Annotated in this window: 22 protein-coding genes; 10 read left to right on the top strand and 12 right to left on the bottom strand. The window is 72.7% G+C overall.

Features of this window, described 5'->3' with window-relative positions; genetic code table 11:
* Window positions 1–51: 51 nt before the first annotated feature.
* The 4 genes from AC3AGO_RS28955 to AC3AGO_RS28940 all read right to left on the bottom strand — a co-directional run bounded on the left by AC3AGO_RS28955 (window position 52) and on the right by AC3AGO_RS28940 (window position 5,750).
* Window positions 52–1,410 (bottom strand): aminotransferase family protein, encoded by a 1,359-nt coding sequence (locus tag AC3AGO_RS28955; RefSeq protein ID WP_487823194.1) that lies wholly within the window; start codon window positions 1,408–1,410, stop codon window positions 52–54.
* 73 nt (window positions 1,411–1,483) lie between these two features.
* Entirely contained in the window at window positions 1,484–2,830 is a 1,347-nt protein-coding gene (locus tag AC3AGO_RS28950; RefSeq protein WP_487823193.1) for a M20 family metallopeptidase, read from the bottom strand.
* Window positions 2,830–4,311 carry an aldehyde dehydrogenase gene (locus tag AC3AGO_RS28945; RefSeq protein ID WP_487823192.1) on the bottom strand — a complete coding sequence of 494 codons (1,482 nt, stop codon included), beginning with the start codon at window positions 4,309–4,311 and terminating at the stop codon, window positions 2,830–2,832. Before AC3AGO_RS28945 ends, AC3AGO_RS28950 begins: the two co-directional genes overlap by 1 nt.
* Window positions 4,308–5,750, bottom strand: coding sequence for a purine-cytosine permease family protein (locus AC3AGO_RS28940; protein ID WP_487823191.1), 1,443 nt, complete (start codon window positions 5,748–5,750; stop codon window positions 4,308–4,310). The genes AC3AGO_RS28945 and AC3AGO_RS28940 overlap by 4 nt, the downstream gene beginning before the upstream one ends.
* A 116-nt stretch (window positions 5,751–5,866) precedes the next feature.
* Between AC3AGO_RS28940 and AC3AGO_RS28935 the strand changes: the two genes are divergently transcribed.
* Complete coding sequence (locus AC3AGO_RS28935; protein WP_487823190.1) at window positions 5,867–6,469, top strand: TetR/AcrR family transcriptional regulator; 603 nt, start codon at window positions 5,867–5,869, stop codon at window positions 6,467–6,469.
* Window positions 6,470–6,602: 133 nt separating this feature from the next.
* On the opposite strand, the gene AC3AGO_RS28930 is transcribed toward AC3AGO_RS28935, so the two are convergent.
* From AC3AGO_RS28930 to AC3AGO_RS28920, 3 genes are all read right to left on the bottom strand, one after another.
* On the bottom strand, window positions 6,603–6,980 hold the full coding sequence (locus AC3AGO_RS28930; RefSeq protein ID WP_487823189.1) for a cupin domain-containing protein: 378 nt from the start codon (window positions 6,978–6,980) through the stop codon (window positions 6,603–6,605).
* Window positions 6,981–7,094: 114 nt separating this feature from the next.
* Window positions 7,095–8,732: a flavin monoamine oxidase family protein gene (locus tag AC3AGO_RS28925; protein ID WP_487823188.1), complete on the bottom strand. Its 1,638-nt coding sequence runs from the start codon at window positions 8,730–8,732 to the stop codon at window positions 7,095–7,097.
* Window positions 8,733–8,813: 81 nt separating this feature from the next.
* Window positions 8,814–10,460 carry an APC family permease gene (locus AC3AGO_RS28920; RefSeq protein ID WP_487823187.1) on the bottom strand — a complete coding sequence of 549 codons (1,647 nt, stop codon included), beginning with the start codon at window positions 10,458–10,460 and terminating at the stop codon, window positions 8,814–8,816.
* A 340-nt stretch (window positions 10,461–10,800) separates the two neighbouring features.
* Here AC3AGO_RS28920 and AC3AGO_RS28915 point away from each other — a divergent pair, with 340 nt between their 5' ends.
* Window positions 10,801–12,495 carry a PucR family transcriptional regulator gene (locus tag AC3AGO_RS28915; RefSeq protein ID WP_487823186.1) on the top strand — a complete coding sequence of 565 codons (1,695 nt, stop codon included), beginning with the start codon at window positions 10,801–10,803 and terminating at the stop codon, window positions 12,493–12,495.
* A gap of 192 nt (window positions 12,496–12,687) precedes the next feature.
* Here AC3AGO_RS28915 and AC3AGO_RS28910 read toward each other — a convergent pair whose 3' ends face one another.
* The gene (locus AC3AGO_RS28910) at window positions 12,688–13,704 is read right to left on the bottom strand and encodes an Acg family FMN-binding oxidoreductase (protein ID WP_487823185.1); all 1,017 of its coding nucleotides are present in this window, start codon (window positions 13,702–13,704) and stop codon (window positions 12,688–12,690) included.
* A 173-nt stretch (window positions 13,705–13,877) separates the two neighbouring features.
* Window positions 13,878–14,849, bottom strand: a complete 972-nt coding sequence (locus AC3AGO_RS28905; protein ID WP_487823184.1) for a 2-hydroxyacid dehydrogenase — start codon at window positions 14,847–14,849, stop codon at window positions 13,878–13,880.
* 128 nt (window positions 14,850–14,977) lie between these two features.
* On the opposite strand from AC3AGO_RS28905, the gene AC3AGO_RS28900 reads away from it, so the two are divergent.
* From AC3AGO_RS28900 to AC3AGO_RS28885, 4 genes are all read left to right on the top strand, one after another.
* A complete protein-coding gene (locus tag AC3AGO_RS28900; RefSeq protein ID WP_487823183.1) occupies window positions 14,978–16,444 on the top strand; it encodes an MFS transporter in 1,467 nt (488 codons plus the stop codon).
* Entirely contained in the window at window positions 16,441–17,202 is a 762-nt protein-coding gene (locus AC3AGO_RS28895; RefSeq protein WP_487823182.1) for an IclR family transcriptional regulator, read from the top strand. The genes AC3AGO_RS28900 and AC3AGO_RS28895 overlap by 4 nt, the downstream gene beginning before the upstream one ends.
* 63 nt (window positions 17,203–17,265) lie before the next feature.
* Window positions 17,266–17,457, top strand: coding sequence for a CsbD family protein (locus tag AC3AGO_RS28890; protein WP_487823181.1), 192 nt, complete (start codon window positions 17,266–17,268; stop codon window positions 17,455–17,457).
* A 323-nt stretch (window positions 17,458–17,780) separates the two neighbouring features.
* Entirely contained in the window at window positions 17,781–18,233 is a 453-nt protein-coding gene (locus AC3AGO_RS28885) for a flavodoxin family protein (protein ID WP_487823180.1), read from the top strand.
* A gap of 65 nt (window positions 18,234–18,298) precedes the next feature.
* Here AC3AGO_RS28885 and AC3AGO_RS28880 read toward each other — a convergent pair whose 3' ends face one another.
* Window positions 18,299–18,754: a GNAT family N-acetyltransferase gene (locus AC3AGO_RS28880; protein ID WP_487823179.1), complete on the bottom strand. Its 456-nt coding sequence runs from the start codon at window positions 18,752–18,754 to the stop codon at window positions 18,299–18,301.
* 190 nt (window positions 18,755–18,944) lie between these two features.
* On the opposite strand from AC3AGO_RS28880, the gene AC3AGO_RS28875 reads away from it, so the two are divergent.
* The gene (locus AC3AGO_RS28875; RefSeq protein WP_487823178.1) at window positions 18,945–19,484 is read left to right on the top strand and encodes a flavoprotein; all 540 of its coding nucleotides are present in this window, start codon (window positions 18,945–18,947) and stop codon (window positions 19,482–19,484) included.
* Between the two features lie 86 nt (window positions 19,485–19,570).
* On the opposite strand, the gene AC3AGO_RS28870 is transcribed toward AC3AGO_RS28875, so the two are convergent.
* Both AC3AGO_RS28870 and AC3AGO_RS28865 read right to left on the bottom strand, forming a co-directional pair.
* Window positions 19,571–20,785, bottom strand: coding sequence for an acyl-CoA dehydrogenase family protein (locus AC3AGO_RS28870; RefSeq protein WP_487823177.1), 1,215 nt, complete (start codon window positions 20,783–20,785; stop codon window positions 19,571–19,573).
* 13 nt (window positions 20,786–20,798) lie between these two features.
* A complete protein-coding gene (locus AC3AGO_RS28865; RefSeq protein WP_487823176.1) occupies window positions 20,799–21,257 on the bottom strand; it encodes an SCP2 sterol-binding domain-containing protein in 459 nt (152 codons plus the stop codon).
* 257 nt (window positions 21,258–21,514) lie between these two features.
* Between AC3AGO_RS28865 and AC3AGO_RS28860 the strand changes: the two genes are divergently transcribed.
* From AC3AGO_RS28860 to AC3AGO_RS28850, 3 genes are all read left to right on the top strand, one after another.
* Window positions 21,515–22,132 (top strand): TetR/AcrR family transcriptional regulator, encoded by a 618-nt coding sequence (locus AC3AGO_RS28860; protein ID WP_487823175.1) that lies wholly within the window; start codon window positions 21,515–21,517, stop codon window positions 22,130–22,132.
* A gap of 272 nt (window positions 22,133–22,404) precedes the next feature.
* Window positions 22,405–23,724 (top strand): acetyl-CoA C-acetyltransferase, encoded by a 1,320-nt coding sequence (locus tag AC3AGO_RS28855; protein WP_487823174.1) that lies wholly within the window; start codon window positions 22,405–22,407, stop codon window positions 23,722–23,724.
* Between the two features lie 127 nt (window positions 23,725–23,851).
* Complete coding sequence (locus AC3AGO_RS28850; RefSeq protein ID WP_487823173.1) at window positions 23,852–25,768, top strand: AMP-dependent synthetase/ligase; 1,917 nt, start codon at window positions 23,852–23,854, stop codon at window positions 25,766–25,768.
* Window positions 25,769–25,793: the final 25 nt, after the last annotated feature.

Genomic DNA, 25,793 nt, shown 5'->3' with positions numbered 1-25,793 from the left:
GGTTCTGCCTGGTGGAGCGGGGTTGGCTGGCACGAGGGCCTCCAGAGTGCGTCAGCGGCGGATCTCGCCGGTGGGCAGGGTGCGTTCGAGGACGGAGCGGAGGGCCGCGCCGATCTCCTTGGCCTCGCCGTCGCCGAGGATCAGCGGCGGCGACAGCACAATGCTGTGCGCGGAGTCCCGCACGATCACGCCCGACTCGCGGCGGATCACGTCGTGCGGCATCTGCTCGGGGCGTACGGGCAGCGGGGTGCGGCTCTCCTTGTCGGTGACCAGCTCGACGGCGAGCATCATCCCCACCGACCGCACCTCGCCGACGATGTCCAAGTCACCCAGCTGCGCCTCCAGTTCACGGTGCAGCGCGGCACCGCCCGTGACCGCGCGGGCCAGCAGCCCCTCGCGTTCGATGACGTCGAGGTTGGCGAGGGCCACGGCGGCGGCGACGGGGTGCCCGTTGTACGTGTAGCCCATCGGGAAGCCGTGGTCGGCCAGCAGCCGCTCCGCGACGTGGTCGCCGACGAGCAGCGCGCCGAGGGGGATGTAGCCGGAGGTGATGCCCTTGGCGGTGACGATGATGTCGGGGGTGACGCCGAAGTGCTGCGCGGCGAACCATTCGCCGGTCCGCCCGTACGCGGTGACGACCTCGTCGAAGATGAGCAGGATGCCGTGCCGGTCCAGGACCTCGCGCACGCGCGGCCAGTAGTCGTCCGGCGGGACGAGCATGCCGCCGACGCCCATGATGGGCTCGCCGATCATCGCGGCGATGTTGCCGGGGCCGATCTCCGCGATGCGCTCCTCCAGTTCGCGGATGAGGAAGTCGCAGGGGTCCTCGCCGCCGTACAGCTCGGTGCGGTACGGCCACGGCGGGGTGAGGTGGCTGACGTGCGGCATCATCGGCGCGAAGCCCTCGTGGTACACCGGGAATCCGGTGGCGGAGCCGCCGCCGTAGGCCACGCCGTGGTACGCCTTGTCGCGGGCCAGGATCCACGTGCGGTCGGTCTCGCCGCGCCGGTGGTGGTAGTAGCGGGCCATCTTGATGGCCGCCTCGTTGCCCTCGGAGCCGCCGGACGTGAAGTAGACGTGCCCCATGCCCTCGGGCGCCAACTCCGTGAGGCGCACGGCGAGTTCGACGGCGCGGTCGTTGGAGAACTCCCAGAAGCTGGTGAAGTACTCCAGCCTGCCCATCTGTTCGGCCGCGGCGCGGGCGATCTCCTCGCGCCCGTGCCCGATCTGGGCGAGCCACAGGCCGCCGGTGGCGTCGAGGTACGAGTTGCCCTCGGCGTCGGTGAGCCGGCAGCCGGAGCCCTCGGTCATCACGACCCGCTCCTCGGCGGTGCCGGGCAGATAGGGGTGGATGATCCGCGCACGGTCGGCGGCGGCGAGCTGCGCCGCGGTGGAGAGATCGGGGGTCATTCGGGGTTCCTTTCTGAGCAAATGTCGGTCATGCGGGTGCAGTTGAGTCGTACGGAGTACGTGCCGGCGTTGGTTACGGGGACGTCAGGGAGACCGCCGCCAGGGCGAGGGCCTTGGCGGTGTCGGTGAGGTCGGTGACGGTGACGTACTCGTCGACGGTGTGCAGCGTCGCCGAGCCGTCGGGCCGGGTCGCGGTGGGGCCGAGGCACACCGCGGGGGTGCCGGCCAGCCGGGTGAGGGTGGCCGCGTCGGTCCACGAGGGCTCGCCCAGGGGCTTCGAGACGCGGCCGGCCCCCGCCGCCGCGACCGCCATGCGGCGTACCAGTTCGTGCTCCAACGGCACCTCGGCCGGCGGAAGTTCGGTCTCCCAGCGGAAGGTCGGCGGGTGCGCGGCGAGCCAGCCGTCGCCGGCGACGGCCGCCCGTACCTCCTCCTCGATCTCGCGGCGTACGGCCGAGGCGAAGCCGTCCGCGTCCGCCTGGACGGGCAGATACGTGACGTCCAGATCGACGGAGCAGGACGCCGGATACGTCACCCACCACTCCCCGCCGCGGATCATCGTGGGCACGAGGGACGGCACCGGCAGCAGCGGGTGGGCGTGCTCGGGGTCGTCCGCCCAGCGTTCGCGGAGCGCGCGGAGGGCCGCGAGGACGGGGACGGTCTGCTCGATGGCGTTGACGGCGCCGCCGTGGCGCCAGTCGCCCGGCGGGTATTCGGCGTGCCCGGGGCGGCCCTCGACGGTGACCGTGCCGCCGAGGATGCCGCGTTGGGAGACGACGGTGTCGAGGTCGGTGGGCTCCGGTACGACGGCGGCGTCGGCCCGTACGCCGTGTGCCACGGAGGCGAGCGTGCCGGCGCCGTTCCACTCTTCGTCGGTCACGGTGTTGAGCAGCAGGTCACCGTCGAGGGCGATGCCGAGGGAGGTCAGCGCCTCCACCGCGATGACGGCGGCGGCGATGCCGCCCTTCATGTCGCAGGTGCCGCGCCCGTACAGCCGGCCGTCGCGCACCTCGGCGCGGAACGGGTCGCTCGTCCACGCCGTACGGGGTTCCGCGGAGACCACGTCGATGTGCCCGTTGAACAGCAGGCTCGGCCCGCGGCCCGTGCCGGGGATCCGCGCGGCGAGCTGGGGCCGCCCGTCGAAGCCGAGCCCCGGCGGCGTCTGCGGCGACGCGGGCAGATCGCCCGGGCGCGGCGTGAACACGTCGACGGTGGCTCCGGCGGCGCGCAGCCGCCCGGCCAGATACTCCTGGAGGTCCGCCTCGTCGCGCGGCTTCTCGTCCGCGTCGCCGCGCACGGTGGTGTCGAACGAGACGAGCGCGGCGGTGAGTTCGACCAGCTCGTCGGTGCGGCGCGCGATCTCGTCGGTGATCCGCCGCGCGGTGTCCGGTGGCCGGTCCGCCATGGGGTGCGCGCCCATCAGTAGCTGATCCAGGTCGTCTTGAGGCCGGTGTACTTGTCGAAGGAGTGCGCGGAGAGGTCCCGGCCGTAGCCGGACTGTTTGAACCCGCCGAAGGGGGTGCGCGGGTCGAGGGCGTCGACGGTGTTCACGGAGACCGTTCCGGCGTGCAGCGCGTCGGCGACGCGGTGGGCGCGGGACAGGTCGCGGGTCCACACGGAGGCGGCCAGCCCGTACGCGGAGTCGTTGGCGATCTGTACGGCCTCGCTCTCGTCGGTGAACGGCAGCACCGTGAGGACGGGCCCGAACAGCTCGTGCTGCGCCATCCGGTCACGGGCCGTCAGCCCTGTGACGACGGCCGGCTCCACGTACGCGCCCTCCCGCGCGGGGCGGGTCCCGCCGTGCACGGTGCCGCCGCGCTGCCGTGCGCCGTCCAGTTCGGCGGTGAGCCGGTCGACCTGCGCGGCGTCCACGAGGGGGCCGAAGGCGGTGTCCGGGTCGAGCGGGTCGCCGGGGGCGATGGCCGCGGCGTGCCGGACGACCTCGGCGGTGAACTCCTCGGCGATGTCCGCCTGTACGAGCAGCCGGGTGTTGGCCGAGCAGATCTGCCCGCCGTTGTACGTGAAGCCCCAGGCGGCACGCTCGGCGGCGGCCTCCAGGTCGGCATCGGCGAAGATCACGTTGGGGCTCTTGCCGCCGCATTCGGGCCATACGGCCTTGAGGTTGGACTCGCCCGCGTAGCCGAGGAACAGCTTGCCGACGTCCGTCGACCCCGTGAAGGCCAGTACGTCCACGTCGGGGTGCAGGCCCAGCGCGCGCCCGGCCGTCTCCCCGTACCCGGGCACGACGTTCAGCACCCCGTCGGGGATGCCTGCCTCCAGGGCCAGTTCGGCCAGGCGCAGCGCGGAGAGGGGTGACTGTTCGGCGGGCTTGAGGACGACGCTGTTGCCGGCGGCGAGGGCGGGCGCGAGCTTCCAGGAGGCCATGTCGAGGGGGAAGTTCCACGGCACGACGGCGCCGACGACACCGAGCGGGACCCGCCGCACGAGGGCGAGTTCACCCGGCGGCAGGGGCGCGGTCTCGCCGTACATCTTGTCGGCGGCCTCCGCGTGCCAGGCGAAGCAGGCGGCGGCGCCCGGCACGTCCGCGCCGTACGTCTCCGAGATGGGCTTGCCCATGTCGAGGGTGTCGTACAGGGCGAGTTCGGGCCCGTTCGCCTCGATGAGCGCGGCGAGCCGCAGCAGCCGCGCCTTGCGCTCGGCGGGCGCGAGCCGCGACCAGCGGCCGTCGTCGAAGGCGGTGCGCGCGGCCCGTACGGCGGCGTCGACGTCGGCGGTGTCGCAGGCGGCGACCTCGGCGGTGGTCTTGCCGGTGGCGGGGTCGACGGTCGGGAAGAGGGCGCCGGAGACGGCGGTACGGGGCGCGCCGTCGATGAACGCGCGGGTACGGGGGCTCAGTTGGGCTGCGGACTGCTGCCAGTCCGCCAGGGTGCGGCGTGTCATGCTGCGGCTCCGGTACGGGGCGGGGTGGGCGTCTTGGGTGCGGTGGAGGTGCGGCGGCGCGCGGAACGGCGCACCGCGAACAGGTAGGCGGGCAGGGAGAAGAGGAGTCCGGCGAGCCACCCCAGGTCGGTGCCGCCGAGCGCGGCGGCGACGGGGCCCGTGTACATCGTCTGCGCCATGAAGGGGAACTCCACGGCGACACCGAGCAGATACACGGTCAGCGCCGGCCAATTGACGCGGCCGTAGCGGCCTCCGTCGCGGGCGAAGAAGTCCGCGACGTCGTAGTGGCCGCGCCGGACGAGGTAGAAGTCGGCGAGGTTGATGGCCGTCCAGGGGACGAGCAGGTACTGCAGGACGTAGAGGAAGTTGAGGTAGCTGTCCATGAAGCTGCCCGCGAAGGCCAGCGCGAGGACGGCGGACAGCGCGCAGAGCCCGGCCCCCAGCAGCGCGCGGCCGAGGCTGCGCGGGAACCAGCGGGTGGCGAAGGTCTGCACGGTGGTGACGACGCACAGGACGGCGCCGTACAGGTTCATCGAGTTGGTCAGCATCGTCACCAACGCGAAGCACCAGAGCGTGAGTTGGGCGAGCGGACCGCCCAGCAGCTGGCTCTGCGCGGCGACCGGATCGGTGCCCGTCATGGCGAGTCCGACGGCCGCGCCGACGGTCATCGGCAGCAGGCTCCCGAGGACCGTGCCCCAGTAGGTGCACCAGAAGGTGGAGCGGACGCCGGCCGTGGAGGACGGCATGTAGCGGGAGTAGTCCGAGACGTAGGGCGCGTAGGCGATCTGCCACAGCGCGCCGACCGACACCATTCCGAGGAACCCGCCGAGGCTGAACCCGCCGCGGGTGAGGAAGTCGTGCGGCAGCCCGCCGAACAGCAGCCATGCCGCGCCGGCGATCTGCACGGCGCCGAACAGCCAGCTGGAGACGGCGCCGACGCGGTGCATCAGCCGGTATCCGACCACGGCGACGGCGAGGCTGACGGCGGCGCCGAGCGCGATCCCCGCGTCCAGGGACACGGCCGGGACGACCTCGCGCAGCGACTGGGCGCCGACGACGAGGTTCGACGCGAAGAAGCCCTGGTACATCACGATCACCGCGAGGACCACGACGAGCGCGCCCACGGTGCCGAACTGGCCCCGGCTCTGGATCATTTGGGGTACGCCCAGCCTCGGCCCCTGCGCGGAGTGCCCCGCCATCAGGACGCCGCCGCCGAGGTGCCCGACGAGCAGCGCCGCGAGGCTCCACCAGAAGGACAGCCCGAAGGCGGAGGGCCCGAGCGCTCCCGTGACGAGGGTGAGCGGGCCCAGGTTCGCCGAGAACCAGATGGTGAACAGGTCCCGGGTCCGTCCGTGCCGCTCGCTCTCCGGGACGACGTCGATGGTGCGCTGCTCCACCACGCCGCCGGGGGCCGGTGGTGGTGCCGGAGTCTCGCTCATGCCACACCCTTCGCCAGTTCTTTGAGCCGAGATTCAAACAACGGCGACAGGGGTCGTCAATGGGGTGGACGGAAAGAACTTGCTTTCCTTGATGCCGGTAACAGAGAATTAACCGCATGGGGAGACCGAAGAACCAAGGCGCCAGGCGCGAGGCCCTCGTCGACGCGGCGGGGCGCGCGATCTCGGTGCGCGGGCTGGCCGGGCTGCGCATCAAGGACATCGCGGCGGAGGCCGGGGTGTCCGCGGGCTCGGTGCTGTACTACTACCCGGAGCTCGACGAACTCGTTCTGGAGGTCCACCGGGGCGCGGTGGACCGCTTCCTGGCGGACCGTCACGCGTGCACGGACGGCGTGGCGGACCCCGTGGAGCGGCTGCGCGCCGCCGTCGGGTCGGGCCTGCCGTCGGGCCCGGATGACGCCGGGCACGGTCTGCTGTACGAGCTGCACAGCCGCGCGGACCGCAGCGCGGGGCACGCGGCGCTGATGGCCTCGCTCTTCGCGCGGGAGGTCGCGCTCTACACGACGGTGCTGGAAGTGGGCGCGGCGACGGGCGAGTTCACGCTGGCCGCGGCGGTGGGCGAGGTCGCCCGCAATCTTGTGGCGCTGGAGGACGGGTACGGGTTGCACATCGTCAGCCGTAATCCGGAGATTACGCCGGGGGCGGCCCGCGACCTGCTTCTTGGCTTCGCCCGCGCCGCGACGGGGTGTGCGCGGCTCTGAGGGCAGGAGCTTGCGCCGTTCCCCGCGCCCCTTGGTTGCGCCGTTCCCCGCGCCCCTTACCGGTACCCGCTGTGCCTCGGCGGGTGTCTGGCCGCTGCGGTGCCGCTGGGGTTTGCGCCGTTCCCCGCGCCCCTTATTCCGCGTCGTCGTCCGGGACTCGGTAGCCGGCTACGGACGGCCAGCGGACTGTGAGGACGACGGACTCCTCCTCCGCCGTCCACGAGTGGTCGACGCCCTTGCCCCACACCACGTAGTCGCCCTGTTCGCTGAGGACCACGTCGCCGTCCGGGAACTCCATCCGGAACCGGCCGCTGATCAGCACCAGGAGGGCCGTACGGACCTCTCCCGTGGCCCACTGGGCACGCGTGTCGCCGGGCGGGTGGACACCCCACTTGATCTCGACGTCCTCGCTGTGCCGGGGGTCGTCCACGTCCTTGAAGTGGCCGAGCAGCCAGCCCCGGTCCAGCGCCGCGTCCTTCGCGGCCCTGCCCACGTACACGTTGTCGTTCATGCCAACGGACGCTAGCAGGCACGCGGTACGCCCCAGCCGCGCGGTCACGCCGGGTGACCGCGGTCACGTCGCATTCCCGGTCACATCGCGTTCGCGGTCACGTCGCGTTCGCGGTCATGTCAGATCGTCGATGATCTCCTTGGCCGCCCGCTCCCCCTCCACGGCGCCGCCGTTCATGAAGCCCTGGAAGTCGTACGAGGTGTGCTCGCCGCCGAGGTGGATGTTGCCCTGCCGGGTCCCCTCGTAGCCCGCGTAACGGTGCAGATAGCCGACGGGCCAGTACGAATAGGCCCCGTACGCATACGGGTTGAGGTGCCACGCGGACAGCTGGGCGCGGCCCGTCCAGGCGGCGCGGGTGCCGGGGAAGAAGCGGTCCGTCTCCATGAGGCGCCGCTCGGCGAGGGCGCGGACGTACGGGTCGGACTCGGTGGCGAAGGGCGCGCCCGGGGTGAGGGACCGGGCGAGGGATCCCGCGCCGTACTGGATGAGGATGCCGCCGGTGCCGGGCTGGGCCTTCGTGGTGTCCCAGGTCTGCTGTACGTCGAGGTCGGTGAAGCAGTCGCCGGCGCTGACGCCGGGCCAGGGGCCGCTGCCGCGCCAAGGGCGGGACGCGCACTGCATGTTGAGCTTGGTGCAGTGGCCCATGCGGGCGTCCCGCAGCAGGGCCGTCATCCGCGGGTCGAAGCCGGCGCCGGAGAGGTCGAGGCGCTGCAGCACGCCCAGCGGCACGGTCAGGACGGTGTGGTCGGCGGTGACGGTCCGGGTCGCGCCGCCCTCGGTGAAGGTGAGGGCCTGGGTGCCGTCGGGCCGGGCGCGCACGGCGTCCAGGGACCAGCCGTGGCGCACGGTGCCGGCGGGCATTGACGCGGCGATGGCGTGCGGGAGTTGATCGTTGCCGCCGGTGATGTGGTACCGCTCGTCGGACTCTCCCCACACGCTGAAGTGGCCGGGCCGGGGCTGGTAGCCCATGAGCAGGACGAGCGCGAGGGCGGACTGTTCGGCGGTGTCGGCGCCGTACTCGACGGTGTAGGCGACGTCGATGAACCGGCCCAGCGGGGAGGCCGTTCCGCCCGGGACGCGGGATTCGATCCACTCCCGCAGCGGCATGTTGTCGAGCACAGTGCCGGCCGGGGTGGTCTTCTTCCACGTCACCTCGCCGGCGCCCTTGAGGTCGCGGTGCAGCGCCTGGAAGACGTCCTTGAAGTCCTCGTCGGCCTTCTCCCGCGGGTAGTAGGCGCCGCCGAACCAGAGTGTCTCCTCGGCCCCCTTGGGCCCGGCGGCGGCGAAGTCCTGCACGGGGAGGCGGAATCTGCGGCAGAGTTCGAGGATCTTCTTGTGACTGGTGTCGATCAGTTCGCCGCCGATCTCGGACGTCTGGCCGTCCGCCCAGTGGTCCCGCTGGGTCCACATGCGGCCGCCGGTCCGCTCCGGGTCCGCCTCGTAGAGGGTGCAGCGCAGCCCGGCGTCCTGGAGGGTGAGCGCGGTGGTCAGGCCCGCGATGCCGGCGCCGACGACGGCGATACGGGGTGCGGCGCCGGACGGCCCCGACCGTACGGACGCCGCCGCCGGCGCGGCACCCGCCGCGGCGGCGGGTCCGGCCGCTCCGACGGCGATCCCCAACGCGGCGGCCCGGCGCAGCAGTTGACGGCGGTCGAGGGAACGTACGGCGTCCGGGGGCAGCCGCAGGTCCGCGGCAGCACGGTGCTCGGCGGCCATCCGGCGCAGCGCGCGCATCATCGGCGTACGTGCCATGGGGGTCTCCTCGGGGAAGGGGCAGGGGGCAACGGGGCCGGGAACAGGGGGTGTTCAGCCGGGGCCGGTGGGGCGGAGGCGTCAGCCGGGGCCGGCGGATACGGCGCCCGGCGACGGGTCGCCGTCCGGAGCGGCACCGGACCCCGCCCCACCGTCACCGTCGGAACCGGAACCGGACTCAGGATCGGAACCGGCCTCCGACTCGGAATCGGCGCCGGGCCCCGGCCCGGCCTCGCGTTCCGCCGCGTCCTCCAGGACGATGCGGCCGATCACCTCGTAGCGTGCGGGGCGCCGGGCGCGGAGGTAGAGGGCCAGTCCGAGTCCGCCGAAGAAGACCAGCCCGACGATCCACGGGATGAGCGGGAAGAAGGGGGAGCCGGCGGCGTCCCCGGCGGCGGTCCGCATGTTGACGAGCAGCAGCACCACGACGGCGATCATGCCGATGCCGCCCAGCAGCGGCGCCGTGAACGTGCGGAACCAGTGCCGGTCCTCGGGATGGTTGCGGGCGAAGTAGCCGATGACGGCGAAGGAGCAGAGGGTCTGGACGATGAGGATCGCCATCGTGCCGAGGATGGCGAGCAGTGTGTAGAGGTGCACGTACGGGTCCTGCCCGGTGATCCAGAAGCCGCCGACGAGGAGCGTGGCGATGCCGGTCTGGACGTACGAGGCGAGGTACGGGGAGCCGTGCCGGGCGTGCGTGCGGCCCAGCGCCGGGTGCAGGAAGCCCTCCCGGCCGATGGCGTACAGATAGCGCGAGGCGCACTGGTGGAAGGCCATGCCGCAGGCGAACGAGCCGGTGAGCAGCAGCCATTGGAAGGCGTCGACGGCCCAGCCGCCGATGAAGGTGTCCGTGGGCGCGAAGAACAGGTCGAGCGGGTTCGCCGACTGCGAGATCTTCTCGGACTGTGCCAGGCCGTTGCCTGCGATGGTCATCCAGGAGACGGCGATGTAGAACAGGCCGACGCCGACGACGGAGATGATCGTGGCGCGCGGGATGACCCGCTTGGGGTCGCGGGACTCCTCCCCGTACATGGCGGTCGACTCGAAGCCGACCCACGACCAGAACGCGAAGAACAGGCCGAGTCCGGCGGAGGTGCCGGTGAAGGCGTTGAGCGGGTTGACCGGTTCGGCGGGGATGCCGTCGGGGCCGCCGCCGTGCACGGCGACCGCCACCGCGACGGCGGCCAGTACGGCGATCTCGGCGACGAGCATGACGCCGAGGGCCTTCGCCGTGAGGTGGATGTCGAAGTGGGCGAGGACGGCGGTGACGGCGAGCATGGCCGCCGCGTACACCACCCACGGGACGTCCAGGCCGAGTTGGTCGGACACGGTGGTCTTCGCGAAGTACGAGAAGACGCCGACGATCGACGCCTCGAAGACGATGTACGCGAGCACGGCGAGCATCCCCGAGGCCATGCCGGCGATCCGGCCGAGGCCGTGCGAGATGAAGCCGTAGAACGCGCCGGCGGCGGTGATGCGGCGGGCCATCGCCACGTAGCCGACCGAGAAGATGGTGAGGACGGCCGTCGCGAAGAGGTAACCGGCGGGCGCGCCCGTGCCGTTGCCGGAGCCGACCGCGATGGGGAGGTTGCCGGTCATCGCGGTGATGGGGGCCGCGGTGGCGACGGCCATGAAGACGACGCCGACGAGCCCGACGGACCCGGCCTTGAGCCGGTGCACCTCCGGACGCGCGTCCTGCTGGCCCTCTGGTGTACCCGTGTCGCTCATGCCACCCCTCGCCTGTGGTCCGGCCTGCGGTTCGGTGAAGGCGTCAGCCTCGCCGCAGGAAGGTGCAGCCCACAACCGTCGTGGGGGCACGTCTTGCCGGGCGCGGGCCGACGGTGTGTCGGGGAGCACGCGGGACAATCCGGGCACGGACGGTCCGGCCGGACCACTTCGGCGGATCCCCTCGTCGGATCACCTCGGCGGATCACCTCGCCCACCGAGACCTCGGAGACCTCCGAGACCTCCGAGACCTCCGAGACCTCCGAGACCTCCGCGACCTCCGAGACCTCCGAGACCTCCGCGAGACGTGCAACAGGCCTGGCTGTGGGTAGCGTTCGCCGCTATGGCAGCGGAAACGGGCAGGGCCCCGGCGGAGCGCCGCGGGCCCGCGGAGAGCACCGGGAGCGGGCACGGAGCGGGGGAACGGGACGACGCGGAGGTGACCGTGCGCGGCGCCCTCGCGCTGCCCTCACTGCGGCGCGGCCTGCCGGAGGTGCTGGTCGGCGAGGACGATCTGGAACGGACCGTCCGCTGGGTGCACGCCGGCGAGGTGCCGAACATCGCCTCGCTGCTGAAGGGCGGCGAGCTGCTCCTGACGACGGGGCTCGGGCTCGGCGTACGCCCCGCGGAGCAGCGCGCGTTCGTCCGCAGGCTCGCGGACCGCGGCATCGCCGCGCTCGTCGTGGAACTCGGCGCCCGCTTCGACGCGTTGCCGCCCGCTCTCGTCGACAGCGCCCGCGCGCACGGACTGCCGCTGATCCAGCTGCACCGCGAAGTGCCGTACGTGGCCGTCACCGAGGAGATCCACACCGAGATCGTCAGCCGGCACTACACACGGCTGCGCCGCGCCGACGACGTGCTGCGCCGCTGTACGCAGACGCTGGTGCGGGGCGGCGGAGCGCCCGAAGTGCTGGAGCTGCTGGCGGAGTTCACCGGCAGCCCGGTCTGTCTGGAGGACCCCGAAGGGCGTCCCCTGTACGCGGCGGAGCCCGGCGGACGGGCGGCGGACGAGGCCGGGCCGCTCCGGGTGTGGGAGGGGCTGCGCGGCACCGGGGTGCGGCTCGACGTGCCCGGCGGCGGGCACGGCCCGGACGCGGTGCGCGCCCGGATCGTCCTGCTGCCGGCGCACGGCGCCCCCTCCTCCGAACACCGGATGGTCGCCGAACGGGCCGCCAATCTGCTCGCCGTCGTCATGCTCCAGTCCCGGCAGGAGGACATGCTCGCGGCGCGCGGCCGGGGCGACTTCCTCGCCGGCCTCGCGGAGGGCCGCATCACGGCGGAGGAGGCCCCGGGGCAGGCCGCGCTGCTCGGCTTCCGGCCCGGCGCGGGCCCCGACCGGGTGCTGCCCGTCGTACTGCGGCTGCCCTCCGGGCCTCCCGCCTCGGGCAGTTGGGGCGTGCTCGCCCGGGCCCTGCGCGAGGGGCTCACCGCGCGCTGCGGCCGGCCGCTGCTGCCGGGCGTGCGGCCCCTGGAGGGGCAGATCGTGCTGCTGGCGGGCCTGCGGGACGGTGCGGAGCGCGAGGCCGTGGCCGACGAGGTGGCAACCGCGCTGCGCGACGCCGTCGTCCGGGCCGGGCTGGTGCGTGCGGCAGGACCGGAGCCGCTGGTCGTCGTCGGCCCGCCGGGCGACTGGGCCGCGGCGGGGCCGGGCCTGCGGCATGCGGCGGAGGCCGCGGAGGCGGCGCGGGGACTGCCGGGCGCGCTCTGGTACGACGCGCACGGTCTCGACGTCGAGCTGCTGCTGTGGCGGATGCGGGAACGCGAACAGGACGGCCTGGCCGCCTTCGTGGACCGGGCCATCGGCCCGCTCCTCGACCACGACCGGACCGCGCGCCAGCCGCTGCTGCCCACCCTGGAGGCCTACCTCTCGCATGCGGGCGGCAAGGCGGAGACGGCCCGCGACCTGCGGCTCAACCGGCAGACCCTGTACGACAGGCTGTCCCGCATCGCACAGCTCCTCGCCGTCACCCTCGACGACCCGCAGACCGGCCTCGCACTACGGCTCGCCCTCAAGGCCCGGCGCCACACAGGCGGTTGAGCTCCAAAGGCCCCTCGCACCACCAGAGGCGCGATATCAGGGGCACGGGGAACTGCGCAAAGAAGGGGCGCGGGGAACTGCGCAAGGGGCGAAGCCCCGAAAGGGGCGCGGGGAACTGCGCGAACCACAGCGCGGGCCGCAGCCGCCCCGCACCCGCAGCAGGGCGCACAAGGCGGCGCCCCCACACCGAGGTCACTCGCACCGAAGCACCGTATGGACCGGCGCCCGCAGCGAAACGCGCCGCGTGCTCCCGTAGCCGAGCCGCAGCAGCATCTGCGGATGCCGCGGGCCGCCTCCGGGGCGGCGCAGCGATGCCCGCAGGTCGGGCCACTCCAGCGCCTGGTGGAACAGGGAGGCGCGCAGTCCGTCGGCGGTGGCCGTCAACAGCACGTGTTCCAGGGCCTGTCCGGCCCGCAGCCAGTCCACCGGCCGGTCGTGCTCGGTGGCCAGCGCCGCGACCAGCGGCCGCTCCTCGAACGGTTCGGCCTCCGCCTGCCGTGGCGGCTCCGCCGCGGTGAAGTCCCGTACCGGCAGGCGGCCTCCGGCGTCGGCCGGGCCGAGGGTCTCCGGCGGCAGCCCGAACCTGCCGCCGTGCGCGCCCTGTTCCACCCACCGGCGGCTCTCCCCGCTGCGCTCCGGGTCGGCCGCCGTACGCTGCTCGCCCGCCGCCGTCACGGCCAGCAGTCGTGCGGTCTCGCGCGGCGGTGTGAACGTGAGCGCCGCGCCCTCCACCCGCGCCGCTTCGGCCAGTCCGGTCCGTACGGACGCCGGGACGGGGGTGCCGGAGAAGGGCCGTCTGCTGGAGTGCCGGCGCCACAGCGCCTCGTACAGGCCGGGCCGGTAGGCGGCCGAGCGCCGCGCCGTCCGCGGGGCGAGCCGGACTGTGGCGAGTACGGGGCCGTGCGGGTCGGCGCGCTGCTCGCGGGGCAGCAGCCGTACCACCGGCGCGAAGCCCGCCCGGTGCGCTGCGACGCGCAGGTTGAACAGGGCGGCGCCGACCGACACGTGCAGCGCCCGGCCCGACGGGTCGGTGGCGGGCAGCGCCCGGCCCCGGGCCGCGTACACGCGCAGCGTCCGGCTCTCGTCGTCGAAGCGGAACGACCACGGCTGGGTGTTGTGGACGGACGGGGCCGCCGCCGCGGCCGCCACGAGGGCGGACACGGCGGCCGCGTCCAGCGGCCTGTCGGCGGGTGCGGCAGGCGCGGGCATGGAGGCTCTCCTGTCGGTGGGCGCGGACGGTCGACTCAATGTTCCGTCCACCCGCCGCCCACCGGAGGGGACCAACGTCACCCGTCGCCGGGACTTCCGTCCCGCGGGACAGCGCCCCAGCGACCCGGCCGGCCCGGCCCGGAGCCGGACGCCCCTCAGGAGCCGGACGCCGCTCAGGAGCCGGCGAACGCGTTCAGCAGCGGCTCGCCCGCGGCGTGACGCCGCACCTGCTCGACGACGAGACGTTCCGCGCGCGGCCCGAACGCGTCGGAACCGCCCGCCACATGCGGGGTGACGAGCACTCCGGGCGCCTCGCGCAGGGGGTGGTCCGCGGGCAGCGGCTCGGGGTCTGTGACGTCGAGCGCGGCGCGCAGCCGGCCCGTCCGGGTCTCCGCGAGCAGGGCCTCCGTGTCGAGGGTGCGGCCCCGTCCGACGTTGACGACGAGGGCGCCGTCGGGCAGCGCCGCCAGGGCCTCCTTGCCGAACAGGCCCACCGTGCCCGGGTTCTCGGGCAGCACCAGCACCGCGATGTCCGCATCGGCGAGCAGCCGCGGCAGTTCGTCAATGGGGTGTACGTCCTGCTCGGGACGCGCCCGCCGGGCGATCCGTACGACCTCGGCCTCGCACGCCACGAGCCGCTGTTCCAGCGCGGCGCCGATCGACCCGTACCCCACGACAGCAACACGGCAGTCGGCCAGTGAGCGGGTGAAGTGCGGCTGCCAGCGGCCCTCGTGCTGGTCCGTCACCCACTGCGGGATGTCGCGCTGCGCGGCGAGGATCAGCCCGAGCGCGTGCTCGGCGGCACTGGCGTCGTGCAGGCCGCGGCCGTTGTGCAGGCTCACGCCCGCGGGCAGCTTCGGCTGGAGCTTCTCCACGCCCGCGCTCAGCGACTGCACGGCACGCAGCGCGGGCAGCCGCGGCAGCAGCCGGTCGGCGTCCGGCACGGCGTACGGCATGACCCACAGGCCGACCCGTTCCAGCGCCTCCTCCGGCAGGGTGTCCGGGTCGGTGAGCCCGTCCCACACGTGGACGCGGACGCCGTCCGGCCACGGCCCGTGCCGCTCGTCGAGTCCGGCCCAGGGAACGAGCACGTCCAAGGCCCCCTCCGCGACCGCGTTCTCCCCGTACGGGCTGCTGTCCGTCATCGCACGCCTGCCTCTCCTCAACCGGTCGCCGGCGTCGCCGTCGGCCATTGACCGGACCGGCGCACGCTCGTAACGTCTTCCCGCCCAGTGAAACACTTTCCATGTCACGGAAATAAGGGGGTCAGGGAATGACAGAGCCGTCATCGCCCACCCGGACCGCAGCCGCAGCGGGAGGCTTCTGGTCCTCGTCCCGCGCGCGCTACTTGATGCCGATCGCGTTCGTCACGTACTCGCTCGCCTACCTCGACAAGTCCAACTACTCCATCGCCTCGGCGGGCGGCATGGCCGAGGAACTGCACCTCTCGGCCGGCCTCGACTCGCTCATCGCGGCCTCGTTCTTCCTCGGCTACTTCCTCTTCCAGATACCCGGCACCATCTACGCCGAGCAGCGCAGCGCCCGCCGCCTCGTCGCCTGGTCCACCGTCGCGTGGGGCTTTCTCGCCGTACTCCAGGGCCTGTTGAGCAGCCCGGGCCAGCTGATCGCGGTGCGCTTCGCACTCGGCGTCGTCGAGGGCGCGGTGCTGCCGTCGATGGTGATGCTGCTGGGCCGCTGGTTCACCAAGGGCGAGCGCGGACGCGCCAACACCCTGCTGATCCTGGGCAATCCGGTCACCGTGATGTGGCTGTCCGCCGTCTCCGGCTGGCTCGTGTCGGCCTCCGACTGGCGGGTCATGTTCATCGTCGAGGGCGCCCCGTCCATCGTGTGGGGGCTGCTCTGCCTGCGCCTCATCAAGGACCGCCCGGCCGATGCCGGCTGGCTGGGCACGGCCGAACGTACGGACCTGGAGAGCGCCCTGGAGGCCGAACGGGCCGCGCAGGGACGCGCGTTGGGCAAGCCCCGCGACGAGTACCGGAAGGTGCTGCGGTCCCGCCCGGTGCTGCTGATGTCGGCCCAGTACTTCTTCTGGTCCTTCGGCATGTACGGCTTCGTCTTCTGGCTGCCCGCCATCGTCAAGCAGGGCTCCGGTTCCGGCATCGGCGCCACGGGCATGCTGTCCGCCGTCCCGTACGCCTTCGCCGCCGTCGCCATGCTGGTCAACTCCCGCCTCTCCGACCGTGCCGGGCGGCGCAGGGCCGCCGTGTGGCCGTGGCTGGGCGCGGGCGGGCTCGCCCTCTTCGCCTCGTACGCGGCCGGCGCGAACTTCCCGCTCGCCTTCGTCCTGCTGGTGATCGCCGGCCTGTGCATGTACGCCCCGTACGGCCCGTACTTCGCGCTCGTCGCCGAACTCGCCCCGGCCGGTGTCGCCGGCGCGGCCATCGCCTGCGTCAACTCCTTCGGCGCGCTCGGCTCGTTCGCCGGCACCTACCTCGTCGGCTGGATCCGCGGCACCCCGCTGGGCTCCGCCGGCGCCTTCGCCCTCATGGCGGTCTGCGCGCTCGCCGCGGCCGGACTGACCCTGACCGTACGGGAACCGCGCGCCCCGCTGCCGACGGCCGCGGATACGGTGGAACCGGCAGACACGACGGAATTCCCGGCAGACACCGGGGAACCGGCAGACGAGGGAACGGCGAGCGGATCCGGGGCCGCGGCACAGGCACCGGCCGGGACCGGCGCGAGCGCCTCGACCGGCGCCAAAGGGAGCGAAGTGCGGTGAGCGGAGCGACCGGTGACGACATGCTCGGCAGGGGGCTGCGGCTGCTCACCGTGCTGGCCGACCACCCCTCGGGCCTCGGCGTCAGCGCCGTGGCCCGGGCCGCCGCGCTGCCCGTGAGCAGCGCGCACCGGCTGCTGGGACGGCTCGCGGAGGAACGCTTCGTGGCGTACGACGAGGACACCCGCCGCTACGCGCTCGGCGTCCGCGTCCTCGAACTCTCCCGCGCCTTCCAGCGCTCCCCCACCGGCTATTCGGCCGCGTCCGGGCCGATGCGGCAGCTCGCCTCCCGCACGGGACTGCCCGCCATCGCGGGCATCCTCGACGGCAGCGACGTACTGCTCGTACTGACCGTGCAGGGCACCCAGCACCTCCAGCTGCGCAGCGCCGAGGGCACCCGCAACCCGTGGCACGCCACCGCGCTCGGCAAGGCGCTCGCCGCGGCCCTCCCCGAACACGAGCGGGAGGCCCTGCTCAAGGGGCCGCTCCCGCGGGCCACTCCGCGTACGCTCACCGACCCGGACGCGCTCCGCGCCGACCTGGCGCGCATCCGCGAACGGGGCTGGGCCGAGGTGACGGAGGAGAACGAGGCCGGGGTCCGCGCCATCGCCGTCCCCGTCCCCGCCGACCCCGACCGGGGCCGCCCGCACCTCGCGGTCTCCCTCGGCGCGACGGTCGTCCTCACCACGGACGACGAACTGCACACGCACGTTCCCGCGCTGGTCGCCTGCGCGGAGCACATGGCTGCCCGGCTCGACTGAATGCGACGGCGTACAAGGGGTACCCGGACGTCTCAAGGCACCCTCGTACGTGAGGAGGCGCCCATGAGCAGCGACAGTGCCATGGACAAGATCAAGGGCAAGGTCAAGGAGATGGCCGGCAAGGCCACCGGGAACGACCGGATGCGGGCCGAGGGCCGTACGGACCGTGCCAAGGGCACGGCCAAGCAGGCCCCCGAACAGGCCCGCGGGATCAAGGACTCCCTCACCGGCGGACGCTCCCGCCGCGAGCCCTGACCCACCGCGACACGGAGCCCCCCGCCCCCTCCCCCGGGCGGGGGGCTCTGTGCGCGGTGCGGGCCGACCCCGCCAAGGTGTGGGCAGCTGGTCCGCCCAAGGGGCGGAGGGGGCACCTCCCAGCGGTAGCTGGGGGAGGGTGGGCACACCGGACCGCACCCGCGCAGAGAACGCACCCCGCACGCAAAGCAGGCGCAGCCGTTGCGTACAGGGCGCGGACCCCTTCGCGGGTGCGGTCCTGCGCTGTGCCCACCCTGCGCCCCCGGCGCAGACTGCCCACAGCGCAGTTGCGACTCGGCGCACGTCCACGGCAAGGTCAACGAATGCCCACACTCCTGATCGTGCACCACACCCCCTCCCCCAACCTGGAAGCAATGTTCGACGCCGTCGTCAACGGCGCCACCACGGACGAGATCGAGGGAGTAGAGGTCGTACGGCGCCCGGCACTCGGCGCGACCGCCTCCGACGTCCTCGCCGCCGACGGCTTCCTGCTGGGCACCCCCGCGAACCTCGGCTATATGTCGGGCGCCCTCAAGCACTTCTTCGACCAGGTCTACTACCCGTGCCGGGACGCGACGCAGGGCCGCCCGTTCGGCTACTACGTGCACGGCGGCAACGACGTGACCGGCACCGTACGCGGCATCGAATCCATCACGACAGGCCTCGGCTGGACGCAGGCCGCGGAGCCCGTCACCCTCACCGGCACCCCCGACAAGGCGGGCCTGCAAGCCTGTTGGGAACTCGGCGCGACGCTCGCCGCGGGCCTCATGGACTGACCCTGCCCGGCTGCGGCCCGGAGGCGCCGGGCCGCGCGGGCGACTTCGTCAGAGCAACCGCCGCGTCACAGCGTCCGGGTCATGAACGCGCTGTTCGGGTCGGGCCGGTAGTCGGCGAACGGCTCGCAGTAGCCGAAGCCGAACTTCTCGTACAGCTTCCGCGCCGGCAGGAAGAACTCGTCCGAGCCGGTCTCCAGACTCACCCGCGTACAACCGGCGCTCCGCGCCTCGTCGAGGATGTGCTCCAGCAGCAGGGACGCGACGCCGCCGCGGGCACGCCGCGGCGCGGTGCGCATCGACTTCAGCTCCGCGTGGTCCGGGTCCAGCCGCTTGAGCGCGCCGCAGCCGACCACGGTGCCCCCGTCCAGGACGGACCAGAACGTGACGTCCGGCTTGCGGAGCCCGTCCAGGTCCAGGGCGTGCTTGCTCTCCGGAGGGGAGACGGAGCGCATCTGCCGCACGTGCTCGGCGAGGAATGCGGCGATTTCCGGCCCGGACAGGTCGTCCACCACGATCTTCACGTCGCGCTCCTCGTCTGCGGGCCCCGGTGGTGTCCACGGTGGTCCCGCCCCTGCCCCGGGCACGTACAGCCCGGAACGTCACCCGTTTTGTGCGATGACCCTGCCATGTACGCACACCCGCCCCACGGGGGCAACTCCCTTTCGCGCGCGCTCCGCCGGCTGCCCCGCCCCCTGTGATGGGATGCGGATCATGGCCTCTCGCGTGCTGTACCTGTTCGGCTCCGCCGCCCCGCCCGTTCTCGACCTGCCCGGCGTCGTACGGGACGCACAGCAGCGGGGCTGGGAGGTGTGCGTCGGCCTGACCCCCGCCGCCGCGCTCTGGCTGGAGGATCAACTGGCCGCACTGGAGGACCAGACGGGCCGCCCCGTACGCAGCGCGCTGCGCATGCCCGGCGAGACGGACCCGTGGCCGCCGGCCGACGCGGCGGTACTCGCCCCGGCGACGCTCAACACGGTCAACGCCGCGGCCCTCGGCCTCACCCACGGCTTCGTGACCGGCTACATCGCCGAAGCCATCGGCAAACGCCGGCCGTTGACCGTCATGCCCTGCGTCAACGCGGCCTACGCCACGCACCCCCAGTTCCCCCGCAGCATCGACACCCTCCGCGCCGCGGGAGTCCAAGTCCTCTACGGCGAGGGCGGCTTCCGCCCCCGGCCCCCGGGCCAGAACCCCCGCGAGGACTACCCCTGGCACCTGGCCCTGGACGCGGCCGGCGCCGCCCGCGCTTGAGGTCCGGCCCCGGACAGCAGCCGAGCGCCTCCCGGGCCAACGGGGTTGGGCCGGGAGGCGCGGGGCTGTTGCCGTGGGGGATGGGGTCAGCGGATGTGGTGGCCCGATATGGCGCGGGCTATGACCAGGCGTTGGATCTCGCTGGTGCCTTCGAAGATGGTGTAGATCTTGCTGTCGCGGTACATGCGCTCGACGGGGTGCTCGCGGCTGTAGCCCGCGCCGCCGAGGACCTGGATGGCCTTCTCCGTTGCGCTGACGGCGAGTTCGCCCGCGCGGAGCTTGGACATGGAGCCCTGTCCCGCGTCGAACTGCTTGTCGTTGCGGGCCATCCACGCGGCCTGCCAGATCAGCAGCCGTACGGACTCGATCTCAGTACGGAGGTCGGCGAGGGCGAAGGCGATGGCCTGGTTCTCGATGATGGGGCGGCCGAACGCGACGCGTTCGCGGGCGTAGTCGAGGGCGTACTCGTACGCGGCCCGTGCGATGCCCAGCGCCTGCGCGCCGACGGTGGGGCGGCTGACCTCGAACGTCGCCATCGCCGCCTGGCCCTTGGCCTTGCCGCCCTCGCGGGCGCGGGCGAGCCGCGCGTCGAGCTTCTCCTTTCCGCCGAGCAGGCAACTGCCCGGCACCCGCACCTCGTCGAGGAAGACGTCCGCGGTGTGCGAGGCCTTCAGACCCAGCTTCTTGATCTTGCGGTTGCCCTCCAGGCCCGGCGTGCCCGGCGGCACGATGAAGGCGGCCTGGCCGCGGGAGCCCAGCTCGGGGTCGACGGAGGCGACGACGACGTGGATGTTGGCGATGCCGCCGTTGGTGATCCACGCCTTCTGGCCGTGCAACACCCACTCGTCCTTGGCCTCGTCGTAACGGGCCCGCGTACGCATCGCCGACACGTCGGAACCGGCCTCGGGTTCGGACACGCAGAACGCCGCCAGCTTCGGGTCCGTCTCGTCGCCGAAGCACTGCGGCACCCATTCGGCGAGCTGGTCCGGCGTACCGGCCGAGAAGATCCCGGCGACGGCGAGCGAGGTGCCGAACAGGGACATGCCGATACCGGCGTCGCCCCAGAACAGCTCCTCGTTGGCGATCTGCAGGGAGAGTCCGCTGGGGTCGCCGAACATGTCGGCCAGCGACTCGAATCCGTACAGGCCGATCTTCGCGGCCTCCTGGATGACGGGCCAGGGCGTCTCCTCCCGCTCGTCCCATTCGGCCGCGGCGGGGCGTACGACGTCGGCGGCGAAGCCGTGCACCCAGTCGCGCAGGTCCCGCTGGTCCTCGGAGAGTTCGAGTGAGAATCCGGACATGTGGCAGCGCTCCTCAGACCTTCGGGAGGTCGAAGTACCGGGTGAGCCCGGAGGCCAGCGCGACGTCGCCGGCGACCTTGAGCTTGCGGGTCATGAACATCGTGACGGGGTTGGCGTTGCCGGAGACCAGCTTGAGGAACTCGGCGTCGGCCATCACCAGCGTCACGCGCGGCTCGCCGTCGCTGCGGCCCTCCCGTACGGTGCACTCGCCCTCGGATATCCGGGTCTCGTACACCGCTTCGCTCTCGCCGGTCACCTTCCAGCGGATCAGCGCTTCCAGCGAGCCCGCGGCGTCCGGGCGGAACTGGCGCTCCATCCGCCCGAACACCTCGCCCAGCACGCGCTCGCGCAACTCGCCCTGCATGACGCGGGACAGGTCCTTCGCGGAGACCTTCTTCACGATCCGCGCGAACTCCTCCGGGGAGACGGACGCGAAGTCCAGCTCGGCCAGCTCTTCTGCCAGGTCAGCCATCAACTGCTCCTTCGGCGGTTGCGCCGTGGCCCCTTGGCGTTGGGCGGTGGGCAACCTTCTTACTGAGAAGTAAACTTACTAGAGGGTAAGATAATCGCGCACGGACGGGACAGGCAAGAGTGGACGCTCACGGCGAGGACAGGAACGGGCCGACGGGGAACGGGCGGGCCGGGGACGGGCCGCCCGGAGACGAGCCGGCCGGGAACGGGCCGACGGGGAACGGGCCGCCCGGGAACGGCGGGGCGCGTCGGCGGCGGATGCCGCGCAGGGAGCGGGAGCGGCAGATCGTCGACGTCGCGGTACGGGTCTTCGCGCAGCGCGGCTACCACGCCGCGTCCGTCGACGAGATCGCCGAACTGGCGGGCATCTCCAAGCCGATGGTGTACCTGTACCTCGACTCGAAGGAGGGGCTGTTCCTCACCTGCGTACGCCGCGAGGCGGGGCGGCTCACGGCCGCCTTCCAGGACGCCGCGCGCGAGGCGGACGCGGCGGCGCCCGAACTGCGGCTGCGCGCCGGGCTGTCCGCGTTCTTCGCGTTCGTCACGGAGCACCGCGACGCGTGGGTGGTGCTGCACCGGCAGGCCGCGCGGCTGAGCGACGCCGCGACGGAGGAACTCGGCAGCGCGCGGCGCGCCGTGATGGGCGAGGTGGCGGGGCTCGTACGGGACAGCGTGCCGGCGCGTACGGGCACGGTCGAACTGGACGCGACCGAAACGGACTTCGTCGCCCACGCGCTGGTCGGCGCCGCCGACACCCTCACCGACTGGATGGACAACCACCCCCGGGAAACCCCGGACCGCGTCACACTCCGCCTCATGAACATGCTCTGGATAGGCATGCGCAACGTCCTCCGGGGCGAAACCTGGCCGTCCTGACGGCCGGGGTTCCCCGCGAAGCCGCCAGTCCCCTGCTGCGCATGGGTCGCGCCGATACCTGCGGTCCCGCTGTGGTGTGCGCAGTTCCCCGCGCCCCTACAGGCGGGCGGTCGCGTTCCGGACGAAAGGCGTCAAGTGGCGGCGGGGTGGAGCGCGGGAGCGAAATTCGTGGGTGCGGGGGATTGATTTCGGCTTACGCATAAGTAAGTTGACCCGAGAGTAAGTTCCCGGGCCCGCGGCCCGGCACCGCATCGGCATCAGGAGTGGCACCCATGGCATCGGCCGGGCGACGCGTCGCCATCGTCGGAGGCAATCGCATCCCCTTCGCCCGTTCCGACGGGCCCTACGCCACCGCGTCCAACCAGGAGATGCTCACCAGCGCGCTGGCCGGGCTGACCGGCCGGTTCGGACTGGACGGGCAGCGCGTGGACGAGTTCGTCGCCGGCGCCGTGCTCAAGCACAGCCGCGACTTCAACCTCGCACGCGAAACGGTGCTCGGCAGCCCCCTCGACCCGCGTACTCCCGCGTACGACATCCAACAGGCCTGCGGTACGGGCCTGGAGGCGGTCATCCTCGTCGCCAACAAGATCGCCCTCGGCCAGATCGAGGCCGGCATCGCGGGCGGCGTCGACACGGCGAGCGACGCACCGCTCGGCGTCAACGACGAGCTGCGCAAGGCCCTGCTGGCCGCGCGCCGCGCCAAGAGCCTCCCGCAGCGCCTCGCCGCGCTCGCCAGGGTGCGGCCGGCACACCTCGTACCGGACATCCCGCGCAACGCCGAGCCCCGCACCGGACTGTCCATGGGCGAGCACGCGGCACGTACGGCACGCGAGTGGGGCGTCACGCGCGAGGCGCAGGACGGGCTGGCGGCGGCCAGTCACCGTAAGCTGGCCGCGGCGTACGAACGGGGCTTCCTCGACGATCTGTTGACAGCCTTCCGGGGCCTGGAGCGGGATCAGAACCTGCGTCCTGACAGCTCTCCGGGAAAGCTCGCCCGGCTCAGGCCGGTGTTCGGCGCCCGCGAGGAGGGCGCCACCATGACCGCCGGCAACTCCACGCCGCTGACCGACGGCGCCTCCACGGTGCTGCTCGCGAGCGAGGAGTGGGCCGCGGAGCGCGACCTGCCCGTCCTCGCGTATCTGACCGCCTCCCGCACGGCGGCGGTCGACTACGTGGACGGTCCCGACGGGCTGCTGATGGCGCCCGCGTACGCGGTGCCGAAGCTGCTCGACGACGCGGGCCTCCAGCTCGGCGACCTCGATCTGTACGAGATCCACGAGGCGTTCGCCTCCCAGGTGCTGGCCACCCTCGCCGCCTGGGAGGACCCGGACTTCTGCGAACGGCGGCTCGGCCGGGAGAAGCCGCTGGGCCCCGTGGACCGGGACCGGCTCAACGTCGCCGGGTCCTCGCTGGCCACCGGCCACCCCTTCGCGGCCACCGGCGGCAGGATCGTCGCCACCCTCGCGAAGCTGCTGCACGAGCGGGCACGGCGGCGGGACGACACCGAGGGCGACGGCGGCCCCGTACGCGGCCTGGTATCGGTCTGCGCGGCGGGCGGCCAGGGCGTGACCGCTCTCCTGGAAACCCCTTGAGACACCCCAACTCCGGTACGGAACACCGGAGTTGGGGTCACGCACTCCTTGACACCCCGCCCGCCGGGCACCGCACCGTTCCCGTACCACTCCCTCTCCCAGCGCGAGCCGTGAACAGGAGCCGAAAATGGGCGTACGGAAGGACCTCAAGACCGCGCAGCGGCGCACCGACCTGGCCGGTCGGGTCTCCGTCGAACTGACCCGGGAGGAGGGGGTCGTACGGGAAGTGCACACATCCGTCCTCGTGAAGCCGGAGGGTTCGGGCTCCCTCGCCGACATCCCGTTCACCAACGCGTCGGAGGCGCCGACGGACGTGGTCATGCGCCGCAAGGAGGGCGACGTCTGGCGTCCCGTCACCGCGGCGGCCTTCGCACAGGAAGTCACCTCCGCGGCGAAGGGCCTCATCGCGGCCGGGCTCGAACCGGGCGGCCGGGTGGGCCTCATGTGTCGCACCCGGTACGAGTGGTGCGTCCTGGACTTCGCGATCTGGGCGGCGGGCGGCCAGAGCGTGCCCGTCTACCCGACCTCGTCCGCCGGCCAGATCAGCTGGATCCTCGGCGACTCGGGCACCCGCTTCATGCTCGTGGAGAACGCCGAGAACGCGCGGACCGTCCGGGAGGGCAGCGCCGCCCTTCCGGAACAGCCGCGGCTGTGGGAGATCGACGGCGGCGCGCTCGCCGAACTGACCGCGCTGGGCCGGGACATACCGGATGAGGACGTCACCAAGCGGCGCGCCGCCCTCACTCCGGACACGGTCGCCACGCTCTGCTACACGTCCGGGACGACGGGCCGCCCCAAGGGCTGCGTCCTCACGCACGGCAACCTCCAGGCGGAGGCCGGCAACACCATCGAGCTGCTGCACCCGGTCTTCACCGAGATCACCGGACAGACGGCGTCCACACTGCTGTTCCTCCCGCTCGCGCACGTACTGGGCCGCACCATCCAGATCTCCTGCATGCGTGCCCGCATCGAGTTCGGCCACTGCCCCAGCATCAAACCCGACGAGCTGCGGCCCGAACTCAAGAGCTACAGGCCGACGTTCATCGTCGGCGTGCCGTACCTCTTCGAGAAGATCCACGACACCGGCCGGGCCATGGCGGAGAAGATGGGCCGCGGCTCCTCCTTCGAGCGGGCCGACGGGATCGCCGTACGGTACGGGCAGAAGCTCCTGGACCGGCTCGACGGCAAGGGCCCGGGGCCGAGCGCCGGCCTCTCCCTCGCCCACGGCCTGTACGACCTGCTGGTGTACCGGCGGATCCGCAACGAGCTGGGCGGACGCCTGCGGTACGCGATCTCCGGCGGCTCTCCGCTGGACAGCAGGCTCAATCTGTTCTTCCTGGCCAGCGGCATCATCATCTACGAGGGCTACGGGCTGACGGAGACGTCGGCCGCCGCCGTCCTCAGCCCGCCGCTGCGGCCCCGGCCCGGCACCGTGGGCCAGCCCGTCCCCGGTACGACGGTGCGGATCGCCGACGACGGAGAGGTGCTGCTGAAGGGCGGGGTGGTGTTCACCGCGTACTGGAACAACACCGCCGCGACCGAAGAGGTCCTGGACGACGGGTGGTTCGCGACGGGCGACCTCGGGGAACTCGACGACGAGGGCTATCTGCGCATCGTCGGCCGCAAGAAGGACATCCTCATCACCAGCGGCGGCAAGAACGTCTCCCCCGCGCAGCTGGAGGACCAGCTGCGCAGCAGGCCGCCCGTGGGCCAGTGCATGGTCGTCGGCGACGGCAAGCGGTACGTGTCCGCGATCATCACCCTCGAACCGGACGCCGTGGAGCACTGGCTGGCCGTCCGCAAGCGCCCCGCGGACACACCGACGGCCGAACTGTGCACGGACCCGGAGATGATCGCCGACGTGCAGAAGGCCGTCGACTACGCGAACCAGTCCGTGTCGGCCGCCGAGTCGATACGCAAATTCCGCCTCGTTCCCGGCGAGTTCACCGAGGACAACGGGCTGCTCACGCCCTCACTGAAGATCAAGCGCACGGCCGTGGCCGACGCGTACGCCGACGAGATCGAGGCCCTGTACGCGAGCTGAGGCACCGTCACACGAACAAGGGAGT

The organism is Streptomyces sp. BL1 (genome assembly GCF_057628045.1).
Note: the sequence above shows the minus strand (reverse complement) of the source record. Positions and strands in the feature narration are given on the sequence as shown.

Excerpts from the sequence above, each read along its gene's own strand:
- AC3AGO_RS28855 (WP_487823174.1), top strand. The coding sequence starts at position 22,405 with ATGGCATCGGCCGGGCGACGCGTCGCCATCGTCGGAGGCAATCGCATC.
- AC3AGO_RS28915 (WP_487823186.1), top strand. The coding sequence starts at position 10,801 with ATGGCAGCGGAAACGGGCAGGGCCCCGGCGGAGCGCCGCGGGCCCGCG.
- AC3AGO_RS28860 (WP_487823175.1), top strand. The coding sequence starts at position 21,515 with ATGCCGCGCAGGGAGCGGGAGCGGCAGATCGTCGACGTCGCGGTACGG.
- AC3AGO_RS28950 (WP_487823193.1), bottom strand. The coding sequence starts at position 2,830 with ATGGGCGCGCACCCCATGGCGGACCGGCCACCGGACACCGCGCGGCGG.
- AC3AGO_RS28865 (WP_487823176.1), bottom strand. The coding sequence starts at position 21,257 with ATGGCTGACCTGGCAGAAGAGCTGGCCGAGCTGGACTTCGCGTCCGTC.
- AC3AGO_RS28955 (WP_487823194.1), bottom strand. The coding sequence starts at position 1,410 with ATGACCCCCGATCTCTCCACCGCGGCGCAGCTCGCCGCCGCCGACCGT.
- AC3AGO_RS28945 (WP_487823192.1), bottom strand. The coding sequence starts at position 4,311 with ATGACACGCCGCACCCTGGCGGACTGGCAGCAGTCCGCAGCCCAACTG.
- AC3AGO_RS28935 (WP_487823190.1), top strand. The coding sequence starts at position 5,867 with ATGGGGAGACCGAAGAACCAAGGCGCCAGGCGCGAGGCCCTCGTCGAC.
- AC3AGO_RS28930 (WP_487823189.1), bottom strand. The coding sequence starts at position 6,980 with ATGAACGACAACGTGTACGTGGGCAGGGCCGCGAAGGACGCGGCGCTG.
- AC3AGO_RS28920 (WP_487823187.1), bottom strand. The coding sequence starts at position 10,460 with ATGAGCGACACGGGTACACCAGAGGGCCAGCAGGACGCGCGTCCGGAG.
- AC3AGO_RS28870 (WP_487823177.1), bottom strand. The coding sequence starts at position 20,785 with ATGTCCGGATTCTCACTCGAACTCTCCGAGGACCAGCGGGACCTGCGC.
- AC3AGO_RS28910 (WP_487823185.1), bottom strand. The coding sequence starts at position 13,704 with ATGCCCGCGCCTGCCGCACCCGCCGACAGGCCGCTGGACGCGGCCGCC.
- AC3AGO_RS28940 (WP_487823191.1), bottom strand. The coding sequence starts at position 5,750 with ATGAGCGAGACTCCGGCACCACCACCGGCCCCCGGCGGCGTGGTGGAG.
- AC3AGO_RS28925 (WP_487823188.1), bottom strand. The coding sequence starts at position 8,732 with ATGGCACGTACGCCGATGATGCGCGCGCTGCGCCGGATGGCCGCCGAG.
- AC3AGO_RS28885 (WP_487823180.1), top strand. The coding sequence starts at position 17,781 with ATGCCCACACTCCTGATCGTGCACCACACCCCCTCCCCCAACCTGGAA.
- AC3AGO_RS28850 (WP_487823173.1), top strand. The coding sequence starts at position 23,852 with ATGGGCGTACGGAAGGACCTCAAGACCGCGCAGCGGCGCACCGACCTG.
- AC3AGO_RS28905 (WP_487823184.1), bottom strand. The coding sequence starts at position 14,849 with ATGACGGACAGCAGCCCGTACGGGGAGAACGCGGTCGCGGAGGGGGCC.
- AC3AGO_RS28875 (WP_487823178.1), top strand. The coding sequence starts at position 18,945 with ATGGCCTCTCGCGTGCTGTACCTGTTCGGCTCCGCCGCCCCGCCCGTT.
- AC3AGO_RS28890 (WP_487823181.1), top strand. The coding sequence starts at position 17,266 with ATGAGCAGCGACAGTGCCATGGACAAGATCAAGGGCAAGGTCAAGGAG.
- AC3AGO_RS28900 (WP_487823183.1), top strand. The coding sequence starts at position 14,978 with ATGACAGAGCCGTCATCGCCCACCCGGACCGCAGCCGCAGCGGGAGGC.